The sequence below is a fragment of the Amnibacterium endophyticum genome (assembly GCF_042680685.1).
GTDB lineage: Bacteria > Actinomycetota > Actinomycetes > Actinomycetales > Microbacteriaceae > Amnibacterium > Amnibacterium endophyticum.
The window spans coordinates 1-22,530 of record NZ_JBHUEA010000028.1 but is presented as its reverse complement, the minus strand read 5'-3'; the positions used below and the strand labels follow the sequence as shown (position 1 = coordinate 22,530).

Genomic DNA, 22,530 nt, shown 5'->3' with positions numbered 1-22,530 from the left:
TCAGCTCAGCTGGTGGATCGTGCTCGCCGCCTGGATCAGCGCCAGGTGGCTGAGCGCCTGTGGCGTGTTGCCGCGGAAGGCGTCGGTGCCCTCCTCGATCTGCTCCGTCATCAGGCCGACGTCGTTCGGCAGCCGCACCAGCTCGTCCATCAGCGTCACCGCCTCGTCGAGGCGGCCGACGCAGGCGAGCGCGGCGGCGGTCCAGAAGGCGCACGCCGTGAAGGTCGCCTCCTCGCTGCGCATCCCGCTGTAGCGGTAGACGAGGGGCCCGGCGCCCAGCTCGGCCCGGATCGCGTCGATGGTGCGGGACATCCGCTCGCCCCGGTCGAAGCCGCTGACGGTGTGCAGCAGGACGGAGGTGTCGAGCGCGTCACCGCCCTTGTACATGAGGTACGTGCCGCGGCGCTCGTCCCACCCGTGCTTCTCGACCCAGCGGCGGATCCGGCGCTGCGCGCGCTCCCACCGCTTCCGCGCACCGTCCGGCGGCAGCACGTAGCCCATGTCGTGCAGGCGGCAGGCTGCCTCGAGCGCCTGCCAGCACGCCATCTTGCTGGAGACGTAGTGGCGCCGCTGCGGCAGCTCCCACATCCCGCTGTCCTTGTCCTTCCAGCGCGCGCAGACCTCGTCCGCGAGCCGCACGAGCAGGTCGCTCGACGACTCGTCGATCAGGTTCCCGCGGGACAGGTAGGCCTCGAGCAGCCGCATCGCGTCGGCGTAGTTGCCGAGCTGCAGCTGCCCGCTCGCGTCGTTCCCGGTCAGCACCGGCCCGTGCCCGCGCCACCCGGCGGCGTCGCTGCGCCGCACGTCGTCGACCTCCTGCCCCTGGAGGTCGAAGAACACGGCCATGCCGTCCTTCGTGCCGTGCTTCAGCGCCTTGAGCAGCCAGGACACCGCGGCGTGCGGCTCCTCCGTCAGCCCGAACCGCAGCATCGCGTCGACCGTGTACGACAGGTCGCGCACCCACGCGAAGCGGTAGTCGTAGTTCTTCGCCTTCGTGAAGGACTCGGGCAGCGACGTCGTCGCGGCCGCCGCGATCGCACCGGTCGGGCTGTGGAGCAGCAGCTTCAGCGCCAGCGCGCTGCGGTGCACCTGCTCCTGCCAGGGCCCCTGCCAGTCGAAGTGGCTCGACCAGGCCTGCCACCCCTCGATCGTGCGCTCGATGGAGGCGTCGGCGGTCTCGACGGTCGGCACGTGCACCGGCTCGTCCTGCGTGCCCATGAGCGCGAGCACGTGCCGCGACCCCTCGTGCGTCGTGAAGGCGCCGCGGAAGTCGGCGCTCCAGTCGGTCGCCGGGCCGTTGCCCGGGTGCACCGGGTCCTGCCTGCCCGCGTCCCCGGTCACGAGCGCGATGTCGATGCTCTCGGCGCGCAGCAGCGGCACCGAGCCGGTGTCGAAGCGCGTGACGGCGTGGTCGCCGAGCACGTTGCCGGGCTCGACGCACCAGGTCATCTCCACCGAGCCGGTGACGCCCTCGATGCGGCGCACCAGCTGGGTCCACGGCAGCCGGCCGGCGATGCCGGTCACGAGCGCGTCGGTGACGGCGACCTGCCCGGTCGAGGTGGTGAAGTGCGTGCGCAGCACGTTGGTGTGGTCGACGTACTGCCGCGTCGCGGTGAAGTCGCCGACGGGCCGCAGCAGGAACCGGCCGCCGCGCTCCGCGTCGAGCAGCGCCGCGAACAGCGGAGGGGTCGTCAGGTCGGGCACCGGGAACCAGTCGATCTGGCCGTCGCGCGCGATCAGCGCGACGGTGCGGCCGTCGCCGATCGCCGCGTAGCCGCGCAGGTCCGCGTAGCCGTCGGGGCGGGGCTCGGGTGTCGTGTCCACGACCGGGGACGCTATCGACTCCCAGCCGATGATCCGCCCGCGCTCGGTCCGGACTCGGACGGCGCCCAGGAGAAGGAGGCGCGCAGCCGAGCCCGTGCCGCCGTTCGGTCAGTGTTCGTGCTGCTCCGGCGCGCCGATACCGGCACGAACACCGACCGAAGGGAGGTCGACGGGCGAGCGCCGCGAGACCGGGTCAGCGGGGCGGGGCGAGCGCGGCCATCTGGCGGGCGAAGATCCCCGCACCGCCCTGCGCCGGGTGCCGCACCGCGACCGCGTCGACGCCGGCCAGCGCCAGCGCCGCCTCCGCCTTGCGCCCGACCGCGATCACGCGGCGGATCCGGAGGGCGCGCAGCAGCTCGAGCGCGACCGGTGCGCCCGCGCGGACCTCCGGCACCCGGGGCGGGCGGTTCGTCAGCGGGTCCCCGGCCCGGAACGGATGGTTCGGGACCACGGGCCAGCAGACCGGCGGCGGTCCGCTCCACGCCCGCAGCGCCTTCTGCACCACGGAGGCGGACAGCTCCCACTCCGCGCCCGGCGCATCGGGGACCCGGTACCCGTCCCCGGCGGGATCGGCGGTCAGCGGACCGGGACGCATCGCCAGCTCCCGGACGCTCATGAACGGCACCCCGGTGATCGTCGCACCGCGCCAGCCGGGCGCCTCGCCCACGAGCGCGGTGTCGGTGCCGTCGATCAGCGCGAGGTACCGCTCAAGGTTCGCGAGCCGGAGCGCTCCGGCGGCCGTCGCCGGGTCGTACAGGAACTCGGCGTCCTCGGGGGTCTCGGCCCGCACGCCGGCGAGCAGCGCGAGGAAGGCGTCGAGCACGACCGGCAGTCTGCCGCGACCCCGCTGCGTCCGGACCGGCGCCTCGACTGCCGGGCGTCAGCACGCGGGCACCGCCTCGACCCCGTCGAAGACCATGCCGAGCTCCGCGCGGGCGACGGCCCGCAGCAGCTCCGCGCGATCGACGTGGCTGCGGTAGTCGACGAGGGCGTAGGCGTTCACGCCGGTGAGCGTCACGAGCAGCCGGGAGGCGACGGCGTCGGGGTCGACCTCGGGGAAGTCCCCGGCGCGGACGCCCCGCCGGATCACGGCGCCCACGAAGGCGTGCCAGGCGCCCTCCTCCGCGCGCACCGCGGCGGCGAGGGCCGGGTTGCGTCGGCCGAGGCCCCAGGCCTCGAGCCAGACGGCGTCGACCTCCGCGCGCGACGGCTGCCCCAGGGTGTCGAGCAGCGCGGTCAGCTGGCCGCGCGGCGCGGGCCGGCCCAGCACGAGACGCTTCACCTCGGCGAGCTCGGCGGCGACGACGGACGTGTAGGCGGCGGAGACGAGGTCGGCCTCGACCGGCCGCAGCGCGAGCGCCGACTTCAGCGGCACCTGCAGGCGGTCGGCGACCGCCTGCAGCGACACGGCGTGCAGCCCCTGCTCGACCGCGACGGCGGCCGCGGCGGCGTGCAGCTCGTCCTCGCTGAGGAGGCGGTGCTTGAAGCGTCGCATCGATGCTCCGTTCCGTGCAGTGTCGGTGCGGCGCGAGCCGCGGGGAATGGTCCCATGCTGTCGCGATCGATCGAGGATTCGGAGGCCCCGCGCGGGCCGGATCGGCGCGTCGTCGCCCCCAGTCGTGGGGCCGTAGCCTGCGCGGGTGGACGACGAGGCGGCGGCGGAAGCGGCGGTCCTCGCGTTCCGCGCGACCGCGGAGCGCCTCGCCGCCGAGGGCGCTCCCGACGAGGCGCTGGCGCGCTTCGAGCCCGCCCGACGCCGGTTCGGCGTCATGCGGGCCGCGAGGCTCAGGCCGCTCGGGCGGGTGTGGCGGCTCGGCGTCCTGCTGCTGCACCCCGACGGCGCCGTCCGCGCGACGGGGGCGACCGTGCGCAGCGCGCCGCCCGGCCACGCCCGCTACGCGGCGCTGTCGGTGGAGGCGCGGCGCGAGGTGCGCGCCGCGGCGTTCCGCGGCCCCTTCGCGCCGGGCGAGACGATCGACTACGACGCCCCACCGATCGAGCTGACCCCGACCGGCATCCGGGCCTCCGGCCCCCTGCTCATCGCCGACGGCGGGGTGAAGGTCCGCTGGAGCGTCTCGGCGCCGGAGGACGCGGCCCGGGACCTCGCGCCGTACCTCGCCGAGCGGGTGGAGCTGCTGCTGCACCCGCCGGACGGCACCTGACCGCCGCCGGCCGCTCCCCCGTCGCCCGGCCTCCCCGCCGTCGCGCGGTCGCTGCGGCGTCCCGCGGTCGGCGCACCGACCGCGCGACGCCACGGCGACCGCGCGTCGCGGCGGGGCTACCGCGCGGCGAGCTCCGCCGCCCGGCGCATCGCACCGTCGAGCGCGTCGGCGATCAGGCCGCCGAGGTCGCGCTCGTCGAAGACGGCGACAGCCGCCGCGGTCGTGCCGCCCGGGCTCGTCACCCCGCGGCGCAGCACGGCGGGCGCCTCCCCCGTCGCGTCCCCCATCGCGACGGCGCCGCCGAAGGTCGCGGCGACCATCCGCTCCGCGTCCTCCCGCTCGAAGCCGAGCCCGACCGCGGCGGCGGCGAAGCGCTCGAGCAGCAGGTAGACGTAGGCGGGGCCGGAGCCCGCGACCGCCGCGACGGCGTCGATCCGCTCCTCCGGCACGACGACGACCTCGCCGAGCAGGCCGAAGAGCGACCGCACCTCGGCGAACCGCTCGTCGGCGACGGCGGAGCCGCGGGCGAGGCCCGTCACGCCGCGGTTCACGCGGACGGGCGTGTTCGGCATGGCGCGCACGAGCGCGGCGCCCTCGGGCAGCGCCGGCTCGAGCGCGGCGATCGGCGTGCCGACCGCCAGCGTGACCACGACCGCGTCGGCGGGCAGCGCGTCCCCGATCGCGCGGAGCATCTCGGCGGTGCCGGCCGGCTTCACGCCGACGACCACGACCGCGGCGTCGCGCACGGCCGCGCGGTTCGCGTCGGGGTCGTCCTCGACGCTCGTCGCGTCGATCCCCGTGCCGTCGTAGCGGTGCGCGGAGGCGGCGGTGCGGGTCGTCGTCCGCAGGCCGTCGAGGCCCGCGGCGGCGAGGCCGGAGAGGATCGCCGAGCCGAGCGAGCCTCCGCCCAGCACGACGACGGGACCGGTCACGGGCGAGGAGGGCATGCGCGGAGCGTAGCGAGCGGCCCTCACCGGCCCTGCAGGCCGGTCGGCCCGCGGACCGGTCAGCCGAGCGGCAGCGGCGCCCGGTGCGCGAGCAGCGGCGTGGACGCGCCCAGCACGAGCGGCTGCGTGCGGAAGGTCGCGGTGGCGGTGCCGTCCGGCGCCAGCTGCACGTCCATGCGGTGCGGGCTCTCGAGGAACAGCACGTCCAGGTGCAGCACGTCGCCGCGCCACCCGCCGCTCACCGCGACCGGCGACGCCGCGGTGTCGTCGTCCACGACCGTCCAGCCGTCGCCGCCGATCGGCAGCAGCAGCGCGGTCACGCCGTCGGACAGGCGGACGCGGCCGTCCTCCTGCAGCTCGGCCGCGACGTCGCCGCGCCACGTCGTCACCGGCGGACGCTCGATCGCGGGCTCCCCCGCCGACGGCTCGAGAGCCAGCCCGCCCAGCCGCGCGGCGAGCGCGTCGTCGGCCTCGGCGGTGCCGCCCCCGCCGAGCGCCGGCAGCACGTGCTGCCATGCGGCGTCGAGCACCTGCTGCATGTCGTCGGTCGCCATCGTCGTGACGAGCACGGCGTCCTGCTCCGGCAGGATCACGCAGAACTGGCCGTAGGCGCCGTCGCCCCGGTAGCCGTGCCGCGCCATCCACACCTGGTAGCCGTAGCCCTGCGCCCAGTCGACGTTCGTCTCCGCGTCGGTGCCGATGTGCCTCGTGCGCGTCGCCTCGGCCCAGCCGGCCGGCAGCAGCTGCTCGCCCTCCCAGACCCCGTCGCGCAGGTGCAGCAGGCCGAGCTTCGCGATCGCCTCCGTGGTGGCGTGCAGGCCGGAGAAGCCGATCGAGCGACCCTCGGGCACCTGCTGCCACGACACCGGCCCGATGCCGAGCGGGTCGAGCAGGCGCGGGCGAAGGTAGCCGACGAGGTCCGTGCCCGCCGCCTGCTGCACGATCGCGGCGACCGTGTAGTTCGCGGGCTGGTTGTAGGCGAAGACGGTGCCGGGCTCGGACTCCGGCTCGTGCAGCAGGAAGCCGCGCACCGGCTCGGCCGGGTCCGTCATGACGGCCGCCTGGATCATGTCCTGGTGGTGCCCGCTCGCCATCGCGAGGGCGTCGCGCACGCGGATGCGGCGGCTGCGCTCCGGCAGCTCGTCGCGGAAGGCCGGGAAGTGGTCGGCGACCGCGTCGTCGAGCCCGAGCAGTCCCTCGGCGACCGCGAAGCCGGCCGCCGTCGACATGAACGTCTTGCTCAGCGAGTAGAGCAGGTGCAGCCGCTCGGCCGTGTAGGGGGCCCACCAGCCCTCGGCGACGACCTTCCCGTGCACCACGAGCATCACGCTGTGCGGGTCGATGTCCTGCGCCGCCTCGAGCGCGTCGACGAAGCGGCCGAAGGCCTCCGCGTCGACGCCTTCGGCGGAGGGGGTGGAACGGGGCAGCGACGTCGGCACGCTCCGAGGCTACGACCCCCTCCGCGCACCTCGCTCCGCGCCCCGGCCGACCCCGCGGCCGCCCTAGGCTGGCGGGGTCATGACCTCCCACGGCCGCGCGACCCGAGCGGGGCGCAGCGGGCTGGCCGTGGCGGCCGCCGTGCTGGTCGCCCTCACGGCGCACGTGACGGGCGGTGGCACCGCGCCGCCGCCGGCGCTGCTGCTCGCCGTCGCGGCCCTCGCCTGGCCGGTCGCGCTCCTGCTCGTCGGCCGCCGCCCGCGCCTGTGGCGGCAGGCCGCGGTGGTCGGCGCGGCGCAGGCGATGCTGCACGGCGTCTTCTCCCTCGGCGCGCCCGCCGCCGGCGCCGCGACGGATCCGATGGCCGGCATGCACGGGGTCCCGCTGACGCTCGCAGCGGCGGCGCCGATGCCGGCGATGCACGACGGCGCCGCGATGTGGTGGGCGCACGTCACGGCCTGGGCCATCACCGTGCTGGCGTGGCGGTTCGGCGAGGGCGCGCTCGCCCTCCTGCTCGAGCACCTGCCGGTGGCGCGCCTGCTCGTCCTGCTCGTCCCGGTCGTCGTCGGCGGCCGCTCCGCACGCCCCGCCGTCCCGCAGCGGCTGCCGCTGCCGGCGGCCGCACTGCTCGCCGCGCACCGGGACCGCGGCCCGCCCCTGCCCGCCTGATCCAGGACGAACACGACGGCCCGCCGCCGCGCGGCGCGGCCCCCGTACCCGCTGGCGCGCCCGGCGACCCCGACTCAGGCAAGGACCATGCACTCCATCCACCCATCCCCACCGCGGCTCGCCCTCGTCGGCACCGCCGCGCTCCTCCTCGCGCTCATGCCGGCCCTGCCGGCCTCCGCGCACGACCAGCTGGTGACGGCGACCCCCGCCGAGGGCGGCACCGTCTCGTCGGCGTCCTCCGTCGACCTCACCTTCGACGCCGCGGTGCTCGAGCTCGGCGGCGGCCGCAACGCGATCACCGTCACCGGCACCGGCGGCCGCCACTTCGAGACCGCGTGCGCGCGCATCGAGGGCGACGCCATGTCCGTCCCCGTCGCGCTCGGCGGCGCGGGCGACTACACCGTCACCTGGCGGGCGGTGTCGAGCGACGGCCACCCCGTCGGCGACTCCTACTCGTTCGACTACCGGCCCGCCGCAGGTGCTGCGGCGGCCGAGGGCAGCACGACCAGCCCGTGCGCGGACGCCGACGCCGTCGCGCAGCCGACCGCGTCCACCGGCGTGCCCGGCGGCGCGATCGTCGCCGGCGCGGTCGGCGGCGGCGTGGTGCTCGCCGCGGTCGTCGCCGTGCTCCTCGTCGTCCTGCGGTCCCGCCGCCGCGAGGAGCAGGGCGCCGAGCGATGAGGCGCCTGCTGCCCGCCGCGCTGCTCACCGGCGCGCTCGTGCTCGCCGCACCGCTCGCGGCGAGCGCCCACGTCCACGTCGACCCCGAGCAGGCGACGGCGGGCGAGGCGACCGACCTCGCCTTCTCGGTGCCGAACGAGGTCGACTCGGCCAGGACGACCGGCGTGCGGATCACCCTGCCCGCCTCCCTGGGCGACCTCGAACCGCAGTCGATCGCGGGATGGACCGCGCGCACCGACGGGTCGGGCACGACGCGGGCCGTCGAGTACCGGGCGACCGGCGACGGCATCGGGCAGGGCGCGACCCAGCGGTTCATCGTCCGCGTCGGCGACGTGCCGGCCGTCGGCAGCGTGCTGCTGCCGGTCGAGCAGACGTACTCGGACGGCCAGGTCGTGCGGTGGGACGAGCCGACCCCCGCGTCGGGCGAGGAGCCGGAGCACCCGGCGCCGACCCTCTACGTGCAGGACTCGCCGCCCGCGGAGCACGACGACCACGGCGGCGGCGACGGCGAGGACGCGGCGCAGGCCGAGGCGGCGCCCGCCTCCGCCGACCTCGCGCTGCCGACCGGGCTGTCGGTCGCGGCGCTGGTCGTCGCGCTCGGCGCGCTCGTGATCGGCGTGCTCGCGCTGCTCCACCGGCGCCGCTGACCCGGGCCGCGTATTCGGCGCTCCGTGACGAGTTCGCCGCTGCCGGCGTGCAGATCCGTCACCGAGTGCCGAATACGCAATCCCCGCGCGAGCGAGCACTGTCCGTTCTGAAGGTGATCCGGCTTCGCCGGATCACCTTCAGAACGGACTTCCGGGCGCGGCTGGGAGGATCGCGGGCGTGACCGCGCCCGAACCGGCCCTGCTCGACCTCGCGCACGCGCTGCACGTGTCCACGTCCTTCACGGACTGGAAGGGCGTGGAGCGGACCGTGTCCGCGGAGACGCTGACGGCGGTGCTCACCGCGCAGGGCGTCGACGCCGCCGACCCGGTCGCCGCGCTGCAGAGGGCGTGGGACGCGCCGTGGCGGCGGATGCTCCCCGGCACGGTGATGGCGACCGGAGGGCGGGAACGGCTCGTGTGGATGCACGTGCCGGACGGCGACCCCGCCCACCTCGAGGTGCGGCTGGAGGACGGCGGCGTCCGAGCGCTCGAGCAGGCGGACCAGTGGGTGCCGCCGCGCGAGGTCGACGGCCGCGTGATCGGCGAGGCGACCTTCAGGGTGCCGGGCGACCTGCCGCTCGGCTACCACCGTCTCGTCGGCACCTCCGGCGACACGAGCGCCGAGGCGGCGCTGATCGTCACGCCGGACCGGCTGCCGCTGCCGCCGCACGGCTGGGGCGTCGCCGCGCAGCTCTACAGCGTCCGCAGCGAGCAGTCCTGGGGCGTCGGCGACCTCACCGACCTCACGGACCTCGCCGTCTTCGCCGGCGCGGACCTCGGCGCCGACTTCGTGCTCGTCAACCCGCTGCACGCCGCCGAGCCGCTGCCGCCGCTCGAGCCCTCCCCCTACCTGCCGTCGTCCCGCCGCTTCTTCAACCCGCTGTACCTGCGGGTGGAGGCGGTGCCGGAGCTCGCGTCGATGCCGTCCCGCGCTCGGGCGCGCCTGACCGTGCTGGCGAAGCGGGTGCGGGAGCGCGCGAGCGGCGATCGCATCGACCGCGACACCGCCTGGGCGGCGAAGCGGGAGGCGCTCCGGCTGCTGTTCGCCGTGCCGCGCACCGCGGGCCGCGAGCGGGACCTCGCCGCGTTCCGCGCGCGGGAGGGCGAGGCGCTGACGCAGTTCGCGACCTGGAGCGTGCTCGCCGAGCACCACGGCAACGACGCGCGCACCTGGCCCGCCGAGCTGCGGGACCCGTCGTCGCCGGAGGTCGCCGCGTTCCGCGAGGCGCACGCCGACGACGTCGAGTTCACCGCGTGGCTGCAGTGGCTGCTCGACGAGCAGCTGGCGCACGCGCAGTCCAAGGCGGCGGGCACCGGCATGTCGATCGGGACGATGCACGACCTGGCGGTCGGCGTGCACCCGGGCGGCGCGGACGCGTGGCGCCTCGGCGACGCCTACGCCCGGGGCGTGTCGGTCGGCGCGCCGCCGGACCCCTTCAACCAGCTGGGCCAGAACTGGCTGCAGCCGCCGTGGCGCCCGGACGCGCTCGAGGCGAGCGGCTACGCGCCGTTCCGCGACCTCATCGCCGCGGTGCTCCGGCACGCGGGCGGCGTGCGGGTCGACCACATCATCGGGCTGTTCCGGCTGTGGTGGGTGCCGGAGGGCATGGACGCCGACCGCGGCGCGTACGTCTACTACGACCACGAGGCGCTGATCGGGGTGCTCGCGCTCGAGGCGCACCGCGCCGGCGCGGTCGTCGTCGGGGAGGACCTCGGCGTCGTCGACCCGCAGGCGCGCGACTACTTCGCCTCCCGCGGCATCCTCGGCACCTCGATCCTCTGGTTCGAGAACCGGGATGGCGCCCCGCTGCCGGCGGAGGACTGGCGCGAGGCGTGCCTCGCGAGCGTCACCACGCACGACCTGCCGCCGACCGCCGGCTACCTGCAGCACACGCACGTGCGGCTGCGCGCGGAGCTCGGCCTGCTGACCCGGAGCGTCGAGGAGGAGGTCGCCGACGACCGCGCCGAGCAGCGGGTGTGGCTGGACGAGCTGCGCCGCCGCGGCCTGCTGGCGGACGACGCGGACGAGGAGGAGACGGTCCTCGCGCTGCACCGATACCTGACGCTGACGCCCGCGCGGCTGACTTCGGCGGCGCTGGTGGACCTGGTCGGGGACGTGCGCACGCAGAACCAGCCGGGCACCTCGGACGAGTACCCGAACTGGCGCATCCCGCTGTCGGGCCCGGACGGCGAGCCGATCACGCTCGAGCAGGTCCTCACCTCCCCGCGCGCGGCGCGCCTCGCCGCCGTCCTGCGGCAGTAGTCGCCCGCAGCGCCACCTGGCGCCGAGCGCTCGGCGCCAGGTGGCACTCAGGGCGCCGAGAGGACGCCGGGCGCGCCGCTCAGTCGGCCCCCCACGGGTCGGTCGGGAAGCGCCGCAGCTCGTCGCCGGCAGACGGCAGGTGCGCGGGCACCGGGGACGAGCGCCGGTACTGCGGCCCGGGTGCGCGCCGGGCGTCCCGGGGCCGCGACGGTGCGGCGGCCGGCTCGTCGAGCCGCTGCGCACCGGCGACGACCAGGGCGCCGATCGCGGTCGTCACCGGCATCGCGAGCACGAGCGCGAGGCCGCCGACGAGCGTCCGCACGATCTCCAGCGCGACGTCCTCCGAGGTGAGCAGGTCGCCGGGAGTGCCGGCGGACAGCTGCACGGCGACGAGCAGCACGACCGCCGTGCCGAGGTACGCGAACACGAGCGTGTAGACGGTGGAGGCGACGTGGTCGCGGCCGATCCGCATCGCGCCGAGGAACAGCCGCCAGGTCCGGGTGGCGGGTGCGGCCGCCCGCGGCTCCCAGAGCGCCGACGCCTGGGTCACGGTGACGTCGTTCAGCGTCCCCAGCCCGGCGAGGACCACGGAGGCGACGACGAGCTGCTGCACGTCGATCCACCGCACGTTGAAGGTGAGCAGGCCGGCCGCGTCGTCGCCGACGCCCGCCAGCCGGGAGCCGATCACCCCGAACCAGGCGAAGCCGACCGACATCGCGAGCCCGATGAGCGCGCCGACGAGCGCGACCGAGGTCCGCATCGAGATCCCGTGCGTCGCGTAGAGCAGCACGATCAGGATGAGCACGGACGCCGACAGGGTCGCGGGCACCGCGGGCCGCCCGCTCAGCAGGGCGGGGATCAGGAACCCGACGACCACGACGCCGGCGAAGCCGAGGCCGAGCAGCGCCATGAGCCCCCTCCGCCAGGCGACGAGCACCACCGCGAGCGCGAAGAGCACCGCCAGCCAGATGAGGTTCGAGCCGCGGTCGGCGCGGTAGAAGGAGAAGGCGGACCCGGGCGACCCGGCGCTGAGCCCCGGCTGGGCGGCGGCGGCGGTGTCGAGGACCAGGATCCGGTCGCCGGCCCGCAGGTGGGTCGCGACCACGTCGGGCGTGAGCGCGAGCGGCACGGTGCGGCCGCGGCTGCGGCCGTCGAGGATCCGGGCCCGCGAGTCGCCGCAGGCGGTCGTGCCCGGCGCCTCCGATCCGCTGCAGGCCGTGCGGACGTCGAGCAGCCGGGCGTGCACGATCGTCACGCCGGGCGCCGCGTAGGGGAACCGCCCTTGCAGCCGGTCGACCCGGCTGGCGTCCGGCCAGGTCTGCGCCATCCCGAGCAGCGCCGCGAGGCCGGCCAGGACCACGACGACGACCACCGCGGTGCGCGACCACCGGCGCAGCCGCAGGTCCGGAGCCTCGCCGTGCTGGTGCCCGTGTCCCACGCGCTCACGGTAGGCGCCGGGGTGCCCGGGGCGCGGCGGACCGCGGCGCGCCGGGCGTGGTGCTTAGCCTGCCGCCATGTGCGCCCCCTCGCTCTCCCGTCGCACCGCCCTCGGCGCCGCCGTCGTCCTGCCCCTCACCGCGGCGCTGTCCGCCTGCTCCACGGGCCCGAGCACGCCGACCCGCACCGCGGCGACGGCCACCGCGGCACCGCACCCGTCGCCCTCCGACCTCGTCCCCGCGCGCACGACGCGCACGACCCCCGACCTCGACGCCCCCGGCAGCCTCGCTGTCGTCGTCGACAAGCGCCGGCCGCTGTCACCGCGCAGCTGGGTGCCGCGCGACCTCGTCGCCCCGGACGTGCGGCACACGAACGCGCCGCAGCTGCGCCGCCCGGCGGCCCGCGCGCTGGAGCGGATGTTCGACGCCGCGGACGGCGACGGCGTCGTCCTCGTCTCGCTCTCGGCCTACCGGCCGTACACGGTGCAGCGCCGGATCTACGAGCGGAACCTGGGCTCGATCGGCCGCGCGGCGACCGAGAAGCTGACGCTGCGGCCCGGGTACAGCGAGCACCAGACCGGCCTCGCGATCGACCTGGGCGGCGCGTCCCGGACCCAGGACCTGTCGGTCGCCTTCGCCGGCACGGACGCGGCCGCCTGGCTGCGCGCGCACGCCTGGCGCCACGGCTTCATCCTCCGGTACGAGCGGGGCAGGAAGCCGGTGACGGGCATCCAGTACGAGCCGTGGCACTACCGCTATCTCGGGAAGCCGCGCGCGGCGGACTACCACGCCTCCGGCGCGCACACGCTGGAGCAGTACTTCGGGCTGCCCGCCGCCCCCGGCTACCGCTGACCCGACCCGACCCGTGCCGCAGATCGTCGTCCTGAGCGCCACCTGGCGACGAGCGCTCGTCGCCAGGTGGCGCGGCGGGCGCCGGGAGCCGCTACGCGACACGCGCCGTGTCAGCCCGCGCCGTGCGTGTGCATCCGCTCGCCCGCCGGGCTGAAGATGCTGAGCACCTCCGCGGGCCCCTCGGCCGTCGCGCTCATGGCGTGCGGCACGCGGGTGTCGAACTCCACCGCCTCCCCCGGCTCGATCAGGTGCTCCTGCCCACCCAGCTCCAGCCGCAGCCGGCCGCTCAGCACGTAGACCCACTCGAAGCCGTCGTGCACGCGCGGCTCCGGAGGCGCCGCGACCGGCTGCAGCACCAGCTTGAACCCCTGGACGGGCGCGTCCTCGAGCGTCAGCGGAGCCACGAGGACCCCGTCGGCGCGTCGTGGCGCGCGGCGGACGCGCGGGTCGGCCGGCGGACCCGGCAGCAGGTCGTCGATGCGGATCCCGAGCCGCCGGACCAGCGGCAGCAGCAGCTCGAGCGACGCCTGCCGCTTCCCCGACTCCAGCCGCGAGATCGTGCTGGCGGAGGTGCCGGACCGCTCCGCCAGCACCTCCAGCGTCCAGCCGCGCGCCCGCCTGGCCGCACGCAGCCGGGGACCGACCTGCTCAAGCGCGGCGTCCATGCACCCACCTTGCCATCTCCGCAAGTCCGATTGCAGTCCGGGATGGTCGTCGACGACGCTGGCCCCATGACGCAGGACTGGGACGCGGTGGTGGTCGGCGGCGGGGCCGCAGGGCTGAGCGCCGCGCAGATGCTCGGGCGCTCGCGGCGCCGCACGCTGGTGATCGACGCGGGTGCGCCCCGGAACGCGGTCGCGGCGCACATGCACGGGGTGCTCGGGCACGACGGCCTCGACCCCGCCGAGCTGCTCGATCGCGGTCGCGCGGAGGCGCGGCGCTACGGCGTCGAGGTGGTCGAGGGCGACGTCCGCCTGCTGCGCGACGAGGGCGAGAGCATCCGGGTGCTCCGCGCGGACGGGCAGGAGGACACGGCGCGGGTCGTCGTCGTCGCCTCCGGGGTGCGCGACGTGCTGCCCGACGTGCCGGGTCTCCGCGAGGAGTGGGGCCGGCGCGCGCTCCACTGCCCGTACTGCCACGGCTGGGAGGTCGCCGGGCAGCGGCTCGCGGTCCTCGCGACCGGGCCGCAGAGCCTGCACCAGGCCGAGCTGGTCCGGCAGCTCTCCGACGACGTCGTCGTCTTCAGCGCCGCCGCGGAACCGTGCGACGAGGCCGCGCTCGGCCGGCTCGTCGCCCGCGGCGTGCGGATCGTCCGCGACCCGGTGCGCGAGGTCGTGCGCGGCGAGGCGCTGACCCTCGTCACCGAGGACGGGCGGGAGCGCGAGGTGGACGCCGTCTTCACGGGCGGGGCGCCGACCGTGCCCCTGGACCTGCTCGGCGGGATCGCGCTCGAGCGCGCCGACCTGCCCGGTGCGCCGCTGCAGGTGACGATGTCCGGCGCGACGAGCCACCCTCGGCTCTTCGCGGCCGGGAACGTCGTGCAGCCGTACGGGAACGTCCCGGTCGCCATGGCGTCCGGCGCGATGGCGGGTGCCGGCGCGAACGCCGCGCTGGTCGCGGAGGACGGGGCGCGGGCGGTCGCGGACCGCACGGCGGCGCTCCGCGGATCGGCGGCCTGAGCGCCAGCTGGCGCCGAGCGCTCGGCGCCAGGTGGCGCTGCGGGCGCCAGGCGGACGCCGCGGCGGCTCGCAGGACCGCGGCGGGCGCTCGCGGTGGTGCAGCATGGTGGGCGACCGGGAGGTGCGGATGGTGTCACGACGGGCGCACGGTGCGCTGAAGTCGACGGTGCTGTCGATCCTCCGCACCGGCGACGCCCAGATGAGCGTGCGCGAGGTGCTGGACGCCTGGCCCGCCGACGAGCCGCGGCCCGCCTTCACCACCGTCATCACGGTGCTCACGCGGCTGCAGGCCGCCGGCGTCGTGCACCGGCAGGAGGGGCCGGAGGCCCGGTTCGCGCTGCCGAGGATCGCGGGGACGTCCGCGGCCGACGCGATGCTCGCCACGCTGCTCGAGTCGGCGGACCGGCGAACGGCGCTCATGTCCTTCGCCGAGCAGCTCGACGACGACGACCTCGCGGTCCTGCGCCACGCGCTCGGGCGGGACCGGTCCTGATGGCGGTGCTCGCCGCCCTGCTGGGGGTCGCGCTGCTCTGCATCCTCGCGGCGCCGCGACTGCTCACGACCGGGCGCACGGCGCTGCGCTTCCCCAGAGCGACCCTCGCCCTCTGGCTCGCGGTGTTCGCGACGGGCGCCGCGGCGGTGCTCGGCAGCGCGCTGTGGACGGCGATGCTCGTCGTCGCCTTCCGGGAGACCGTCGTGGGCGTCGGCTGGATCGCGACCGTCGTCGCCTGGCTGGCGCTCGCGACCTGCGGCGCCGGCGCGGCGCTCGTCCTCACCCGACTGGAGCCCGTCGCCGGCGGGTGGCACGCCGCCGACCGGCGGGTGGACCTGCTCGCCGCGGCCTGCGCGATCCGCACCGAGCGGACGCTCGGCCTCGACGTGGTCGTCGTGGCCGGCGGCGCCCCCGCGGCCTTCAGCTCGCGAGCGCAGGGCGGCCGGGTCGTGGTCACCGAGGCGCTCGTCGGCGCGCTCCCCGCGGACGGGCTGCAGGCCGTCGTGGCGCACGAGCGCGCGCACCTGCGCGGCCGCCACGACCTGCTGCTGCGCCTCGCGACGCTGAACGCCGCCTGCCTGCCCGCCCTCTTCGGCGCGCGCGCCTTCGACCGGGCGGCGCACCTGCTGGTCGAGCTCGTGGCGGACGACGCGGCGGCGCGGGTCTGCGGGGCGGAGGCGGTCGCGTCCGCCCTGTCGGTGGTCGGCGACGCGACCGGCAACGAGTGGCCGCTGGTGCGCAGCGCGCGGCTGCGCGAGCGGCGCCCGCTCGTCGGCGCCCGGGCCGCGACCCGCTGATCAGGGCTCCGCCGGCTCCTCCTGGCTCGGCGCGAAGCTGCGCAGCCGCAGGCTGTTCGACACCACCAGCACCGACGACAGCGCCATCGCCGCGGCGGCGATCAGCGGGTTCAGCAGGCCCGAGGCGGCCAGCGGGATCGCGGCGACGTTGTAGCCGAACGCCCACACCAGGTTGCCCCGGATCGTGCCGAGCATCCGGCGCGACAGCGCCACGGCGTCCGGGATCGCGCGGAGGTCGTCGCGGACGAGGATCACGTCGGCCGACTTCATCGCGATGTCGGTACCCGTCACGATCGCCATGCCGAGGTCCGCCTCCGCCAGCGCGGCGGCGTCGTTGATGCCGTCGCCGACCATCGCGACGCGGCGGCCGTCGCGGCGCAGCGCCGCGATCGCTGCGGCCTTGTCGGCGGGCAGCACGCCCGCCAGCACCCGGTCGATGCCGAGGCCCGAGGCGACCGCCGCGGCCGCGCGCTCCGTGTCGCCGGACAGCAGCACGGTCGTGAGGCCCATCTCGCGCAGGCGTGCGACCGCTGCCGAGGCGCTCGGCCGGACCTCGTCGCCGAGCCCGAGGACGCCGATCGCGACGCCGTCGGCGGCGACGAGCACGAGGGTGCGGCCCGCCTCCTCGACGCGGTCGGCGCGGGCCGCGAGCCCGCTCGGCACCGCGACGCCGCGCTCGGCGAGCAGCCGCCGGGTGCCGGCGAGCAGCGCGCGGCCGTCCACGGTGCCCTCGGCGCCGAGGCCGGGCAGCGCCTGCAGGTCGTCGGCGCCCGCCAGCGGTCCGACCTCGCGCTCCGCGGCGTCGGCGAGCGCCCGGCCGACGGCGTGCTCCGACCCGGCCGCGAGCGCGCCGACGAGCCGGAGCGTCGCCTCGCGGGTGACGCCGTCGGCCGGCTCGACGTCGGTGACGACCTTCCGGCCGGTGGTGAGGGTGCCGGTCTTGTCCAGCACGACCGTGTCGATGCGGCCGGAGGCCTCGAGCGCGTCCTGCCCCTTCACGAGGATGCCGAGCTGGCCGCCGCGGCCGATGCCGACCATCAGCGCGGTCGGGGTGGCGAGCCCGAGCGCGCAGGGGCAGGCGATGATCAGCACCGCGATGCCGACGCCGATCGCGGCCCCGACAGGCGCGCCGGCGAGCAGCCAGCCCGCCGTGACGAGCACTGCGACGGCGATGACCGCGGGGATGAAGACGCGGGTGACGCGGTCCACGAGCCGGGTCACGCGCGCCTTGCGCCGCTGCGCCTCCTCGGCGATGGCGGCGAGCTGCGCGAGGCGCGTGTGCGCCCCGACCTGCTCGGCCACGACGGTGAGCAGGCCGGAGGCGTTCACGGTGCCGGCGGCGACCGCGCTGCCCGGCTCCACCTCGACCGGCGCCGCCTCCCCCGTCATCGCGCTCGTGTCGAGCGAGGACCGGCCCGTCGCGACCGTGCCGTCGACCGGGACCCGCGCCCCCGGCCGCACCACCACGACGTCGCCGCGGCGCACCCGGCCCGACGGCACCTCGACGTCGCCGTCCGGGGTGCGGAGCACGACCGTGCGGGAGGCGAGCCCGGAGATCGCCTGCAGCACGTCGCCGGCGCGGCGGCGGGAGCGGGTCTCGAAGTAGCGGCCGCCGAGCTGGAAGGTCACCATGCCCGCGGCGACGTCGAGGTAGATCGCGTCGGCGCCCGGCGGCGTGGGGCCGAAGCCGATCCAGTACCCGGCGGCGGAGGGCCCGCCGACGAGCACCACGACCGCCCACGCGAACGAGACCACGGCGCCGAGGGACACGAGCGTGTCCATGCTGAGGCTGCCGGTCCGCAGGTTGCGCAGCGTCGCGCGGTGGAAGGGCCACGCCGCCCAGGTGACGATCGGCACGGCGAGCAGCACGCAGAGCAGCTGCCAGCCGGGGAAGCGCCAGGAGGGCACGAGCGCGAGCAGGATCGTGAGGTCGCAGAGCGGCACCGCGAGCAGCGCCGAGACGGTCAGGCGGCGCCGCAGCGAGTCGATGCGGTCGCCGGTCGCCCGCCGCGTCCACTCGTCGTCGCCGGGCACGTGGACCGCGGCGCGGTAGCCGGCCCGCTCGACCGCCTGGATCCCGAGCGCGGTGTCCCCGGCGAGCCCCGTCACCGTGGCGCGCTCCGTCGCGAAGTTCACGGTCGCCGCGACGCCGGGGAGGCGGTTCAGCTTCCGCTCCACCGCGTTCGCGCAGGCCGAGCAGGTCATCCCGACCACGTCGAGCTCCACCACGTCGTCGGCGGTCTCGACCTCGGTCCGCTGGGTCAGCGTCGTCACGTGCACCTCCATCGCACCCCGAGGGGCTTTACGAATTGTAGAATCGTCGACCGGTCGAGCCGTGCGGGACGAGGAGCGCGATGATCAGCGAGTACGCCGTCAGCGGCATGACGTGCGAGCACTGCGAGCGCCGGGTGCAGACCGAGGTCGGCGCTCTCGAGGGCGTCACCGAAGTCACCGCCGACGCGGCGAGCGGCACGGTGCGGGTGGTGAGCGCGGGACCGGTCGACGCCGACGCGCTCGCCGAGGCGATCGACGAGGCCGGCTACGAGCTCGCCCACCGCTGACCCCCGCCCCGCGGACCTGACGCGGTCCGGCACGCGACCGGCGCTGCCGGCCGCGGTCGCCGCGCTGCCCGTCGTGGCCGCGCTGGTCGCCGTCACGGTGCTGGGCGCGGCGCCCTTCACGGCGCAGAACCTCGCCTACCCGGGGCAGGGCACGGCGCTGGCGAGCGGCGTGCTCCGCGCGATCGCCGCGGTCGCGGGCACGTGGTGCGTCGGCCACCTCGTCTACGCGGTGCTCGCGCGGCAGCGCACCGGCGGGGGCCGCCTGGTCGTCGAATGGGTGGACGGCCGTCCCGTCGCGCGCTCGGCGACGGTCTGGGCGGGAGCCGCCCTGCTGCTCGCCTTCGTGGACGCCGCGAACAACAACGGCCAGCCCCTGGCCCGACTGCTGCAGCCGGGCGCGGTCGGCTACCTCTTCGTCTCCATCTACAGCCCGACCGCGTGGCTCGTCACCGCGGTGCTGGCGAGTGCCGTCGCGCTCGGCACCTTCCTCACCCGCACCTGGCAGGCGCACGCGGTGCTCACCGGGGTCGCGCTCCTCGCCCTGCTGCCCCCGGTGCTCGTCACGCAGGTCCTCGTCGGGCCGGACCACGACTTCGGCAGCGATGCGGCGACGCTCGGGACCCCGGCGGCCGCCGTGCTGGTCGGGCTGCTCGTGGCGCTGCACCGGAGGCTGCTGGCGGGCCCGAGACCGGGCGCCGTGACGCTGGCGCGCGTGCGGGCGCTCACGCGCCTCGCGCTCGCGGTCGCGGTCGTGGCGGAGGCCGTCGTCGCGGCCTTCGAGCTGCACGGCCCCGCCGGCCTCGGCACCCCGACGTCCTGGCTCTTCCTCGCCCGCTTCGCGCTGCTCGGCCTGCTGGCCGTCGTGGTGCTGCGCCGCGGTGCGCCCGGCGCCCCGCTCGACGTCCAGCGCGCCGTCGCCCTCCGGGCCACCAGGATCGCGCTGCTGCCGGCGGGGCTGCTGCTCGCCGCCGGGGTCGTGATGACCCGGATCCCGCCGCCGCAGTACTTCGTGCCGACGTCGATCGCCCAGGTGTACTTCGGCTACGACGTGACGCCCGCGCCGACGCTCGCGGTACTCGCCCTCGACTGGCGCCCGAACCTGCTGTTCCTCGCGCTGTCGGTCGCCTCGGTCGTGCTGTACCTGATCGGGGTGCGGGCCCTGCACCGCCGCGGCGACCGCTGGGCGACCGGCCGCACGGTCGCCTGGCTGCTCGGCTGGAGCGTCGTCGTGCTGACGACGAGCAGCGGGCTCGGCCGCTACTCGAGCGCCTCGTTCAGCCTCCACATGGTGCTGCACATGGCGCTCAACATGCTCGGGCCGCTGCTGCTCGTGCTCGCCGGCCCGGTGACGCTCGCGCTCCGCGCGCTGCCCGCTCGCCGCCGTGGCGGGGCGGACGGGCCGCGCGAGTGGATCGCGGCGATGCTCGCGTGGCAGCCGCTGCACGTCGCCTACAACCCGCTGCTCGTCTTCGTCCGGTTCGTGGGCGCCTACTACGTGCTCTACTTCACGCCGATCTTCGGGGAGGCGCTGCGGTACCACTGGGCGCACCAGGTGATGAACCTCGAGTTCCTCGTGATCGGCGTCATGTTCTACGGGCTCGTCATCGGGGTCGACGCCCCGCCGAGGCCGATCCCCCACGTCGGCAAGCTGGGGATGGTGCTCGCGGCGATGCCGTTCCACGCCTTCTTCGGCGTCGCCGTGATGACGAGCCACGAGATCATCGCGGGGACCTTCTACCGGTACATCGACGCCCCGTGGATGGGCTCGCTCGCCGCGGACCAGGCGGTAGGCGGCGGCATCGCGTGGGCGGCCGGCGAGATCCCGCTCGTGATCGTGATCGTCGCGCTGGTCTCGCAGTGGGCGGCGCAGGACCGGAGGGCCGCGGCGCGGGTCGACCGGCACCTCGACCGCGGCACGGACGACAGCTGGGACGCCTACAACGCGATGCTCACCCGGCTGAACGACCGCGACGCGGGCGCGGGTGCGGCGACGCGCGACGCCGGCGGGTGACACGAGCGGCGGCCCTCTACATTCTGTAGAGTCCCTGCGTGGTCGGGATGGGGACGCCCGCCGTGCTCGGCTGGATCGACACGGCGGTCTTCACCGTCCTCGCCGCCTGGTACGCGGTCCGCGCCGTGGTGGCCGGCGGCTGGCGGCACCGCGTGTCGAGCGCGCTCCACCTCGCGATGTCCGCGGCCATGGCCGCGATGCCGTGGACGGTGCTGCCCGCGGAGCCGCAGGTCGTCCTGTTCTCCGCGGGCGCGCTCTGGTTCGTCTGGGCCGCGCTGACCGAGCCCGCGGGCGGCGACCCGCTGCTCGACGGCGCGCACGGCGGGCGGGTCGGGGCGCTGTACCACGCCGGGATGATGGCGTCGATGGTCTGGATGGCGATCGCCATGACGCCCGCCTCCCCCGCCATGGACATGGCGGGCCACGACCACGCCGCCATGCACGCGATGTCGATGTCGGCCATGACGGGCGGCGCGCCCTGGGCCACCGCCGTCTCCGGAGCGCTCGGCGCCGGGTACGCGCTCGGCGCCGTCTGGCTGCTCGAGGTCGTCGTCCGGCAGGCCGTCCGCGACCCGGTCGAGCCCGGCCGCCTGCTCGACGCCGTCGCCGCCGCGCTGATGACCCTGGGGATGTCCTACGGCTTCCTCGCCCTCATGACCTGACCGAAGCCCCGACCGAGGAGCACCATGCACACCGACCCCGCCGCACCGGCACCCGCACCGACCCGGACCCGACGTCTCGCCGGGCTCACCGCCGCCGGCACCGTCGTCGGCCTCGCCGCCGCCCTGATCGGCGCCTCGGCCGCCTCCGCGCACGTGCGCGTCTCGAGCCTCGACGCGACGCAGGGCGGGTACAGCGTCGTCACCTTCCGCGCGCCGACGGAGTCCGACACCGCCTCGACCACGGCCCTGACCGTGACGATGCCGACCGACACCCCGATCACCTACGCCGCGACGCAGCCGATGCCGGGCTGGACGTCGACCGTCACCACCGCGAAGCTCGCGAAGCCGGTGCAGAGCGATGACGGCGAGATCGACACCTACGTGCAGAAGGTGACCTGGAAGGCGACCGGTGCCGGCGCCGCGGTGCCGCCCGGCGAGTTCCAGCAGTTCGACCTGTCAATGGGCCCCTTCCCGAATCAGGAGCGGATCAGCTTCGGGGCGCTGCAGACCTACAGCGACGGCACCGAGGTGGACTGGAACCAGACGAGCACCGGCGGCGCCGAGCCCGAGCACCCCGCCCCGGTCCTCGAGCTCGCGGCCGCCGCCGGCACAGCGGCGGAGAGCGCCTCGCCGACGGGGGGCCCGACCGAGGTCGCGGCCGCCGCCCCCGCGAGCAGCACCGCGGGGCTCGCCACCGGGGTCGTCGGCATCGTGCTCGGCGCGGTCGCGGTCGTGCTCGCGCTCGTCGCGCTGCTGCGCGGTCGCCGTCGAGGCACCTCCGGCGCGTGACCCGCAGCCGGGTCGCGGCGGTCTGGGCCGGGCTGCTGATCGCCGCGGCCGTCGTGTTCGGCGCACCGCTGCCGGCCTCCGCCCACGCGGTGCTCGTCTCGAGCAGCCCGGCGGACGGCGCGCGGCTCGACGCCGCGCCGTCGGAGGTCGTGCTGACCTTCGATGAGCGGGTCGGGCTCGTTCCCGGCGCGGCCCTCGTGCTCACCGGCACGGGCGGCCGCGCCGACTCCGGCGCCGCCCGGCTGTCCGCCGACGGCCGCTCGCTCGTGATCCCGCTGCGGACGGGGCTCGACGACGACGTCTACACGGCGACCTGGCGGATCGTCTCGGCGGACAGCCACGTGGTGGACGGCTCGGTCCGCTTCGGCGTGGGGCGTGACGCGGCGGCGGCCGCGGGACCGCCGCAGGCGACGTGGAGCGGGCTCGACGCGGTCGCCGCCGTCGTGACCGGCGTCCTCTACGCCGGGCTCGTCCTCGCCGTCGGCGTCCCGGTGGGCGCCGCGCTGCTCGCCCCCGCGCGGTCCCGCTCCCGGCGGGTGCGGGCGCTCGCGGCCGCCGGCACCGCCGCCGCCGCGGCGGCGGCGTTCGTCGGCCTGCTGCTGCGCGGGCCCCGGGCTTCC

22 protein-coding genes are annotated in these 22,530 nt (G+C 76.4%); 14 read left to right on the top strand and 8 right to left on the bottom strand.

What is annotated here, in order from left to right; translation table 11 throughout:
- The 3 genes from ACFSBI_RS14710 to ACFSBI_RS14700 all read right to left on the bottom strand — a co-directional run bounded on the left by ACFSBI_RS14710 (position 1) and on the right by ACFSBI_RS14700 (position 3,319).
- Positions 1–1,824: a glycoside hydrolase family 15 protein gene (locus ACFSBI_RS14710; protein ID WP_377936231.1), complete on the bottom strand. Its 1,824-nt coding sequence runs from the start codon at positions 1,822–1,824 to the stop codon at positions 1–3.
- A gap of 193 nt (positions 1,825–2,017) precedes the next feature.
- Entirely contained in the window at positions 2,018–2,647 is a 630-nt protein-coding gene (locus tag ACFSBI_RS14705) for a uracil-DNA glycosylase (protein WP_377936230.1), read from the bottom strand.
- 57 nt (positions 2,648–2,704) lie between these two features.
- A complete protein-coding gene (locus ACFSBI_RS14700; RefSeq protein ID WP_377936228.1) occupies positions 2,705–3,319 on the bottom strand; it encodes a TetR family transcriptional regulator C-terminal domain-containing protein in 615 nt (204 codons plus the stop codon).
- Between the two features lie 145 nt (positions 3,320–3,464).
- On the opposite strand from ACFSBI_RS14700, the gene ACFSBI_RS14695 reads away from it, so the two are divergent.
- A complete protein-coding gene (locus ACFSBI_RS14695) occupies positions 3,465–3,986 on the top strand; it encodes a hypothetical protein (protein WP_377936226.1) in 522 nt (173 codons plus the stop codon).
- Between the two features lie 116 nt (positions 3,987–4,102).
- On the opposite strand, the gene proC is transcribed toward ACFSBI_RS14695, so the two are convergent.
- Together proC and ACFSBI_RS14685 are read right to left on the bottom strand one after the other, a co-directional pair.
- Positions 4,103–4,933, bottom strand: coding sequence for a pyrroline-5-carboxylate reductase (gene proC / locus ACFSBI_RS14690; RefSeq protein ID WP_377936224.1), 831 nt, complete (start codon positions 4,931–4,933; stop codon positions 4,103–4,105).
- A gap of 59 nt (positions 4,934–4,992) precedes the next feature.
- Entirely contained in the window at positions 4,993–6,372 is a 1,380-nt protein-coding gene (locus ACFSBI_RS14685; RefSeq protein ID WP_377936223.1) for a serine hydrolase domain-containing protein, read from the bottom strand.
- Positions 6,373–6,451: 79 nt separating this feature from the next.
- Between ACFSBI_RS14685 and ACFSBI_RS14680 the strand changes: the two genes are divergently transcribed.
- The 4 genes from ACFSBI_RS14680 to malQ all read left to right on the top strand — a co-directional run bounded on the left by ACFSBI_RS14680 (position 6,452) and on the right by malQ (position 10,630).
- A complete protein-coding gene (locus tag ACFSBI_RS14680; RefSeq protein WP_377936221.1) occupies positions 6,452–7,039 on the top strand; it encodes a hypothetical protein in 588 nt (195 codons plus the stop codon).
- A gap of 87 nt (positions 7,040–7,126) precedes the next feature.
- Complete coding sequence (locus tag ACFSBI_RS14675) at positions 7,127–7,720, top strand: copper resistance CopC family protein (RefSeq protein ID WP_377936219.1); 594 nt, start codon at positions 7,127–7,129, stop codon at positions 7,718–7,720.
- A complete protein-coding gene (locus tag ACFSBI_RS14670; RefSeq protein WP_377936217.1) occupies positions 7,717–8,367 on the top strand; it encodes a YcnI family copper-binding membrane protein in 651 nt (216 codons plus the stop codon). Before ACFSBI_RS14675 ends, ACFSBI_RS14670 begins: the two co-directional genes overlap by 4 nt.
- A gap of 178 nt (positions 8,368–8,545) precedes the next feature.
- The gene (gene malQ / locus ACFSBI_RS14665) at positions 8,546–10,630 is read left to right on the top strand and encodes a 4-alpha-glucanotransferase (RefSeq protein ID WP_377936215.1); all 2,085 of its coding nucleotides are present in this window, start codon (positions 8,546–8,548) and stop codon (positions 10,628–10,630) included.
- Positions 10,631–10,709: 79 nt separating this feature from the next.
- Here malQ and ACFSBI_RS14660 read toward each other — a convergent pair whose 3' ends face one another.
- Entirely contained in the window at positions 10,710–12,068 is a 1,359-nt protein-coding gene (locus ACFSBI_RS14660; protein ID WP_377936213.1) for a YibE/F family protein, read from the bottom strand.
- A gap of 76 nt (positions 12,069–12,144) precedes the next feature.
- Between ACFSBI_RS14660 and ACFSBI_RS14655 the strand changes: the two genes are divergently transcribed.
- Positions 12,145–12,918, top strand: a complete 774-nt coding sequence (locus ACFSBI_RS14655) for a M15 family metallopeptidase (RefSeq protein ID WP_377936211.1) — start codon at positions 12,145–12,147, stop codon at positions 12,916–12,918.
- A 110-nt stretch (positions 12,919–13,028) separates the two neighbouring features.
- Here ACFSBI_RS14655 and ACFSBI_RS14650 read toward each other — a convergent pair whose 3' ends face one another.
- On the bottom strand, positions 13,029–13,583 hold the full coding sequence (locus ACFSBI_RS14650) for a helix-turn-helix domain-containing protein (RefSeq protein WP_377936209.1): 555 nt from the start codon (positions 13,581–13,583) through the stop codon (positions 13,029–13,031).
- A 66-nt stretch (positions 13,584–13,649) separates the two neighbouring features.
- Between ACFSBI_RS14650 and ACFSBI_RS14645 the strand changes: the two genes are divergently transcribed.
- The 3 genes from ACFSBI_RS14645 to ACFSBI_RS14635 all read left to right on the top strand — a co-directional run bounded on the left by ACFSBI_RS14645 (position 13,650) and on the right by ACFSBI_RS14635 (position 15,887).
- Complete coding sequence (locus tag ACFSBI_RS14645) at positions 13,650–14,597, top strand: NAD(P)/FAD-dependent oxidoreductase (RefSeq protein ID WP_377936207.1); 948 nt, start codon at positions 13,650–13,652, stop codon at positions 14,595–14,597.
- Positions 14,598–14,700: 103 nt separating this feature from the next.
- The gene (locus ACFSBI_RS14640) at positions 14,701–15,090 is read left to right on the top strand and encodes a BlaI/MecI/CopY family transcriptional regulator (RefSeq protein WP_377936205.1); all 390 of its coding nucleotides are present in this window, start codon (positions 14,701–14,703) and stop codon (positions 15,088–15,090) included.
- Positions 15,090–15,887: a M56 family metallopeptidase gene (locus ACFSBI_RS14635; RefSeq protein WP_377936203.1), complete on the top strand. Its 798-nt coding sequence runs from the start codon at positions 15,090–15,092 to the stop codon at positions 15,885–15,887. Before ACFSBI_RS14640 ends, ACFSBI_RS14635 begins: the two co-directional genes overlap by 1 nt.
- Here ACFSBI_RS14635 and ACFSBI_RS14630 read toward each other — a convergent pair whose 3' ends face one another.
- Entirely contained in the window at positions 15,888–18,161 is a 2,274-nt protein-coding gene (locus ACFSBI_RS14630) for a heavy metal translocating P-type ATPase (protein WP_377936201.1), read from the bottom strand.
- 80 nt (positions 18,162–18,241) lie between these two features.
- Between ACFSBI_RS14630 and ACFSBI_RS14625 the strand changes: the two genes are divergently transcribed.
- The 5 genes from ACFSBI_RS14625 to ACFSBI_RS14605 all read left to right on the top strand — a co-directional run.
- Entirely contained in the window at positions 18,242–18,448 is a 207-nt protein-coding gene (locus tag ACFSBI_RS14625) for a heavy-metal-associated domain-containing protein (protein WP_377936200.1), read from the top strand.
- A gap of 73 nt (positions 18,449–18,521) precedes the next feature.
- Entirely contained in the window at positions 18,522–20,459 is a 1,938-nt protein-coding gene (locus ACFSBI_RS14620; protein WP_377936198.1) for a cytochrome c oxidase assembly protein, read from the top strand.
- 47 nt (positions 20,460–20,506) lie between these two features.
- Positions 20,507–21,121: a DUF5134 domain-containing protein gene (locus tag ACFSBI_RS14615; protein ID WP_377936241.1), complete on the top strand. Its 615-nt coding sequence runs from the start codon at positions 20,507–20,509 to the stop codon at positions 21,119–21,121.
- A gap of 24 nt (positions 21,122–21,145) precedes the next feature.
- Positions 21,146–21,910: a YcnI family protein gene (locus ACFSBI_RS14610; RefSeq protein ID WP_377936196.1), complete on the top strand. Its 765-nt coding sequence runs from the start codon at positions 21,146–21,148 to the stop codon at positions 21,908–21,910.
- A partial coding sequence (locus tag ACFSBI_RS14605; RefSeq protein ID WP_377936194.1) for a copper resistance CopC family protein occupies positions 21,907–22,530 on the top strand: 624 nt, incomplete at its 3' end. The genes ACFSBI_RS14610 and ACFSBI_RS14605, both read left to right, overlap by 4 nt.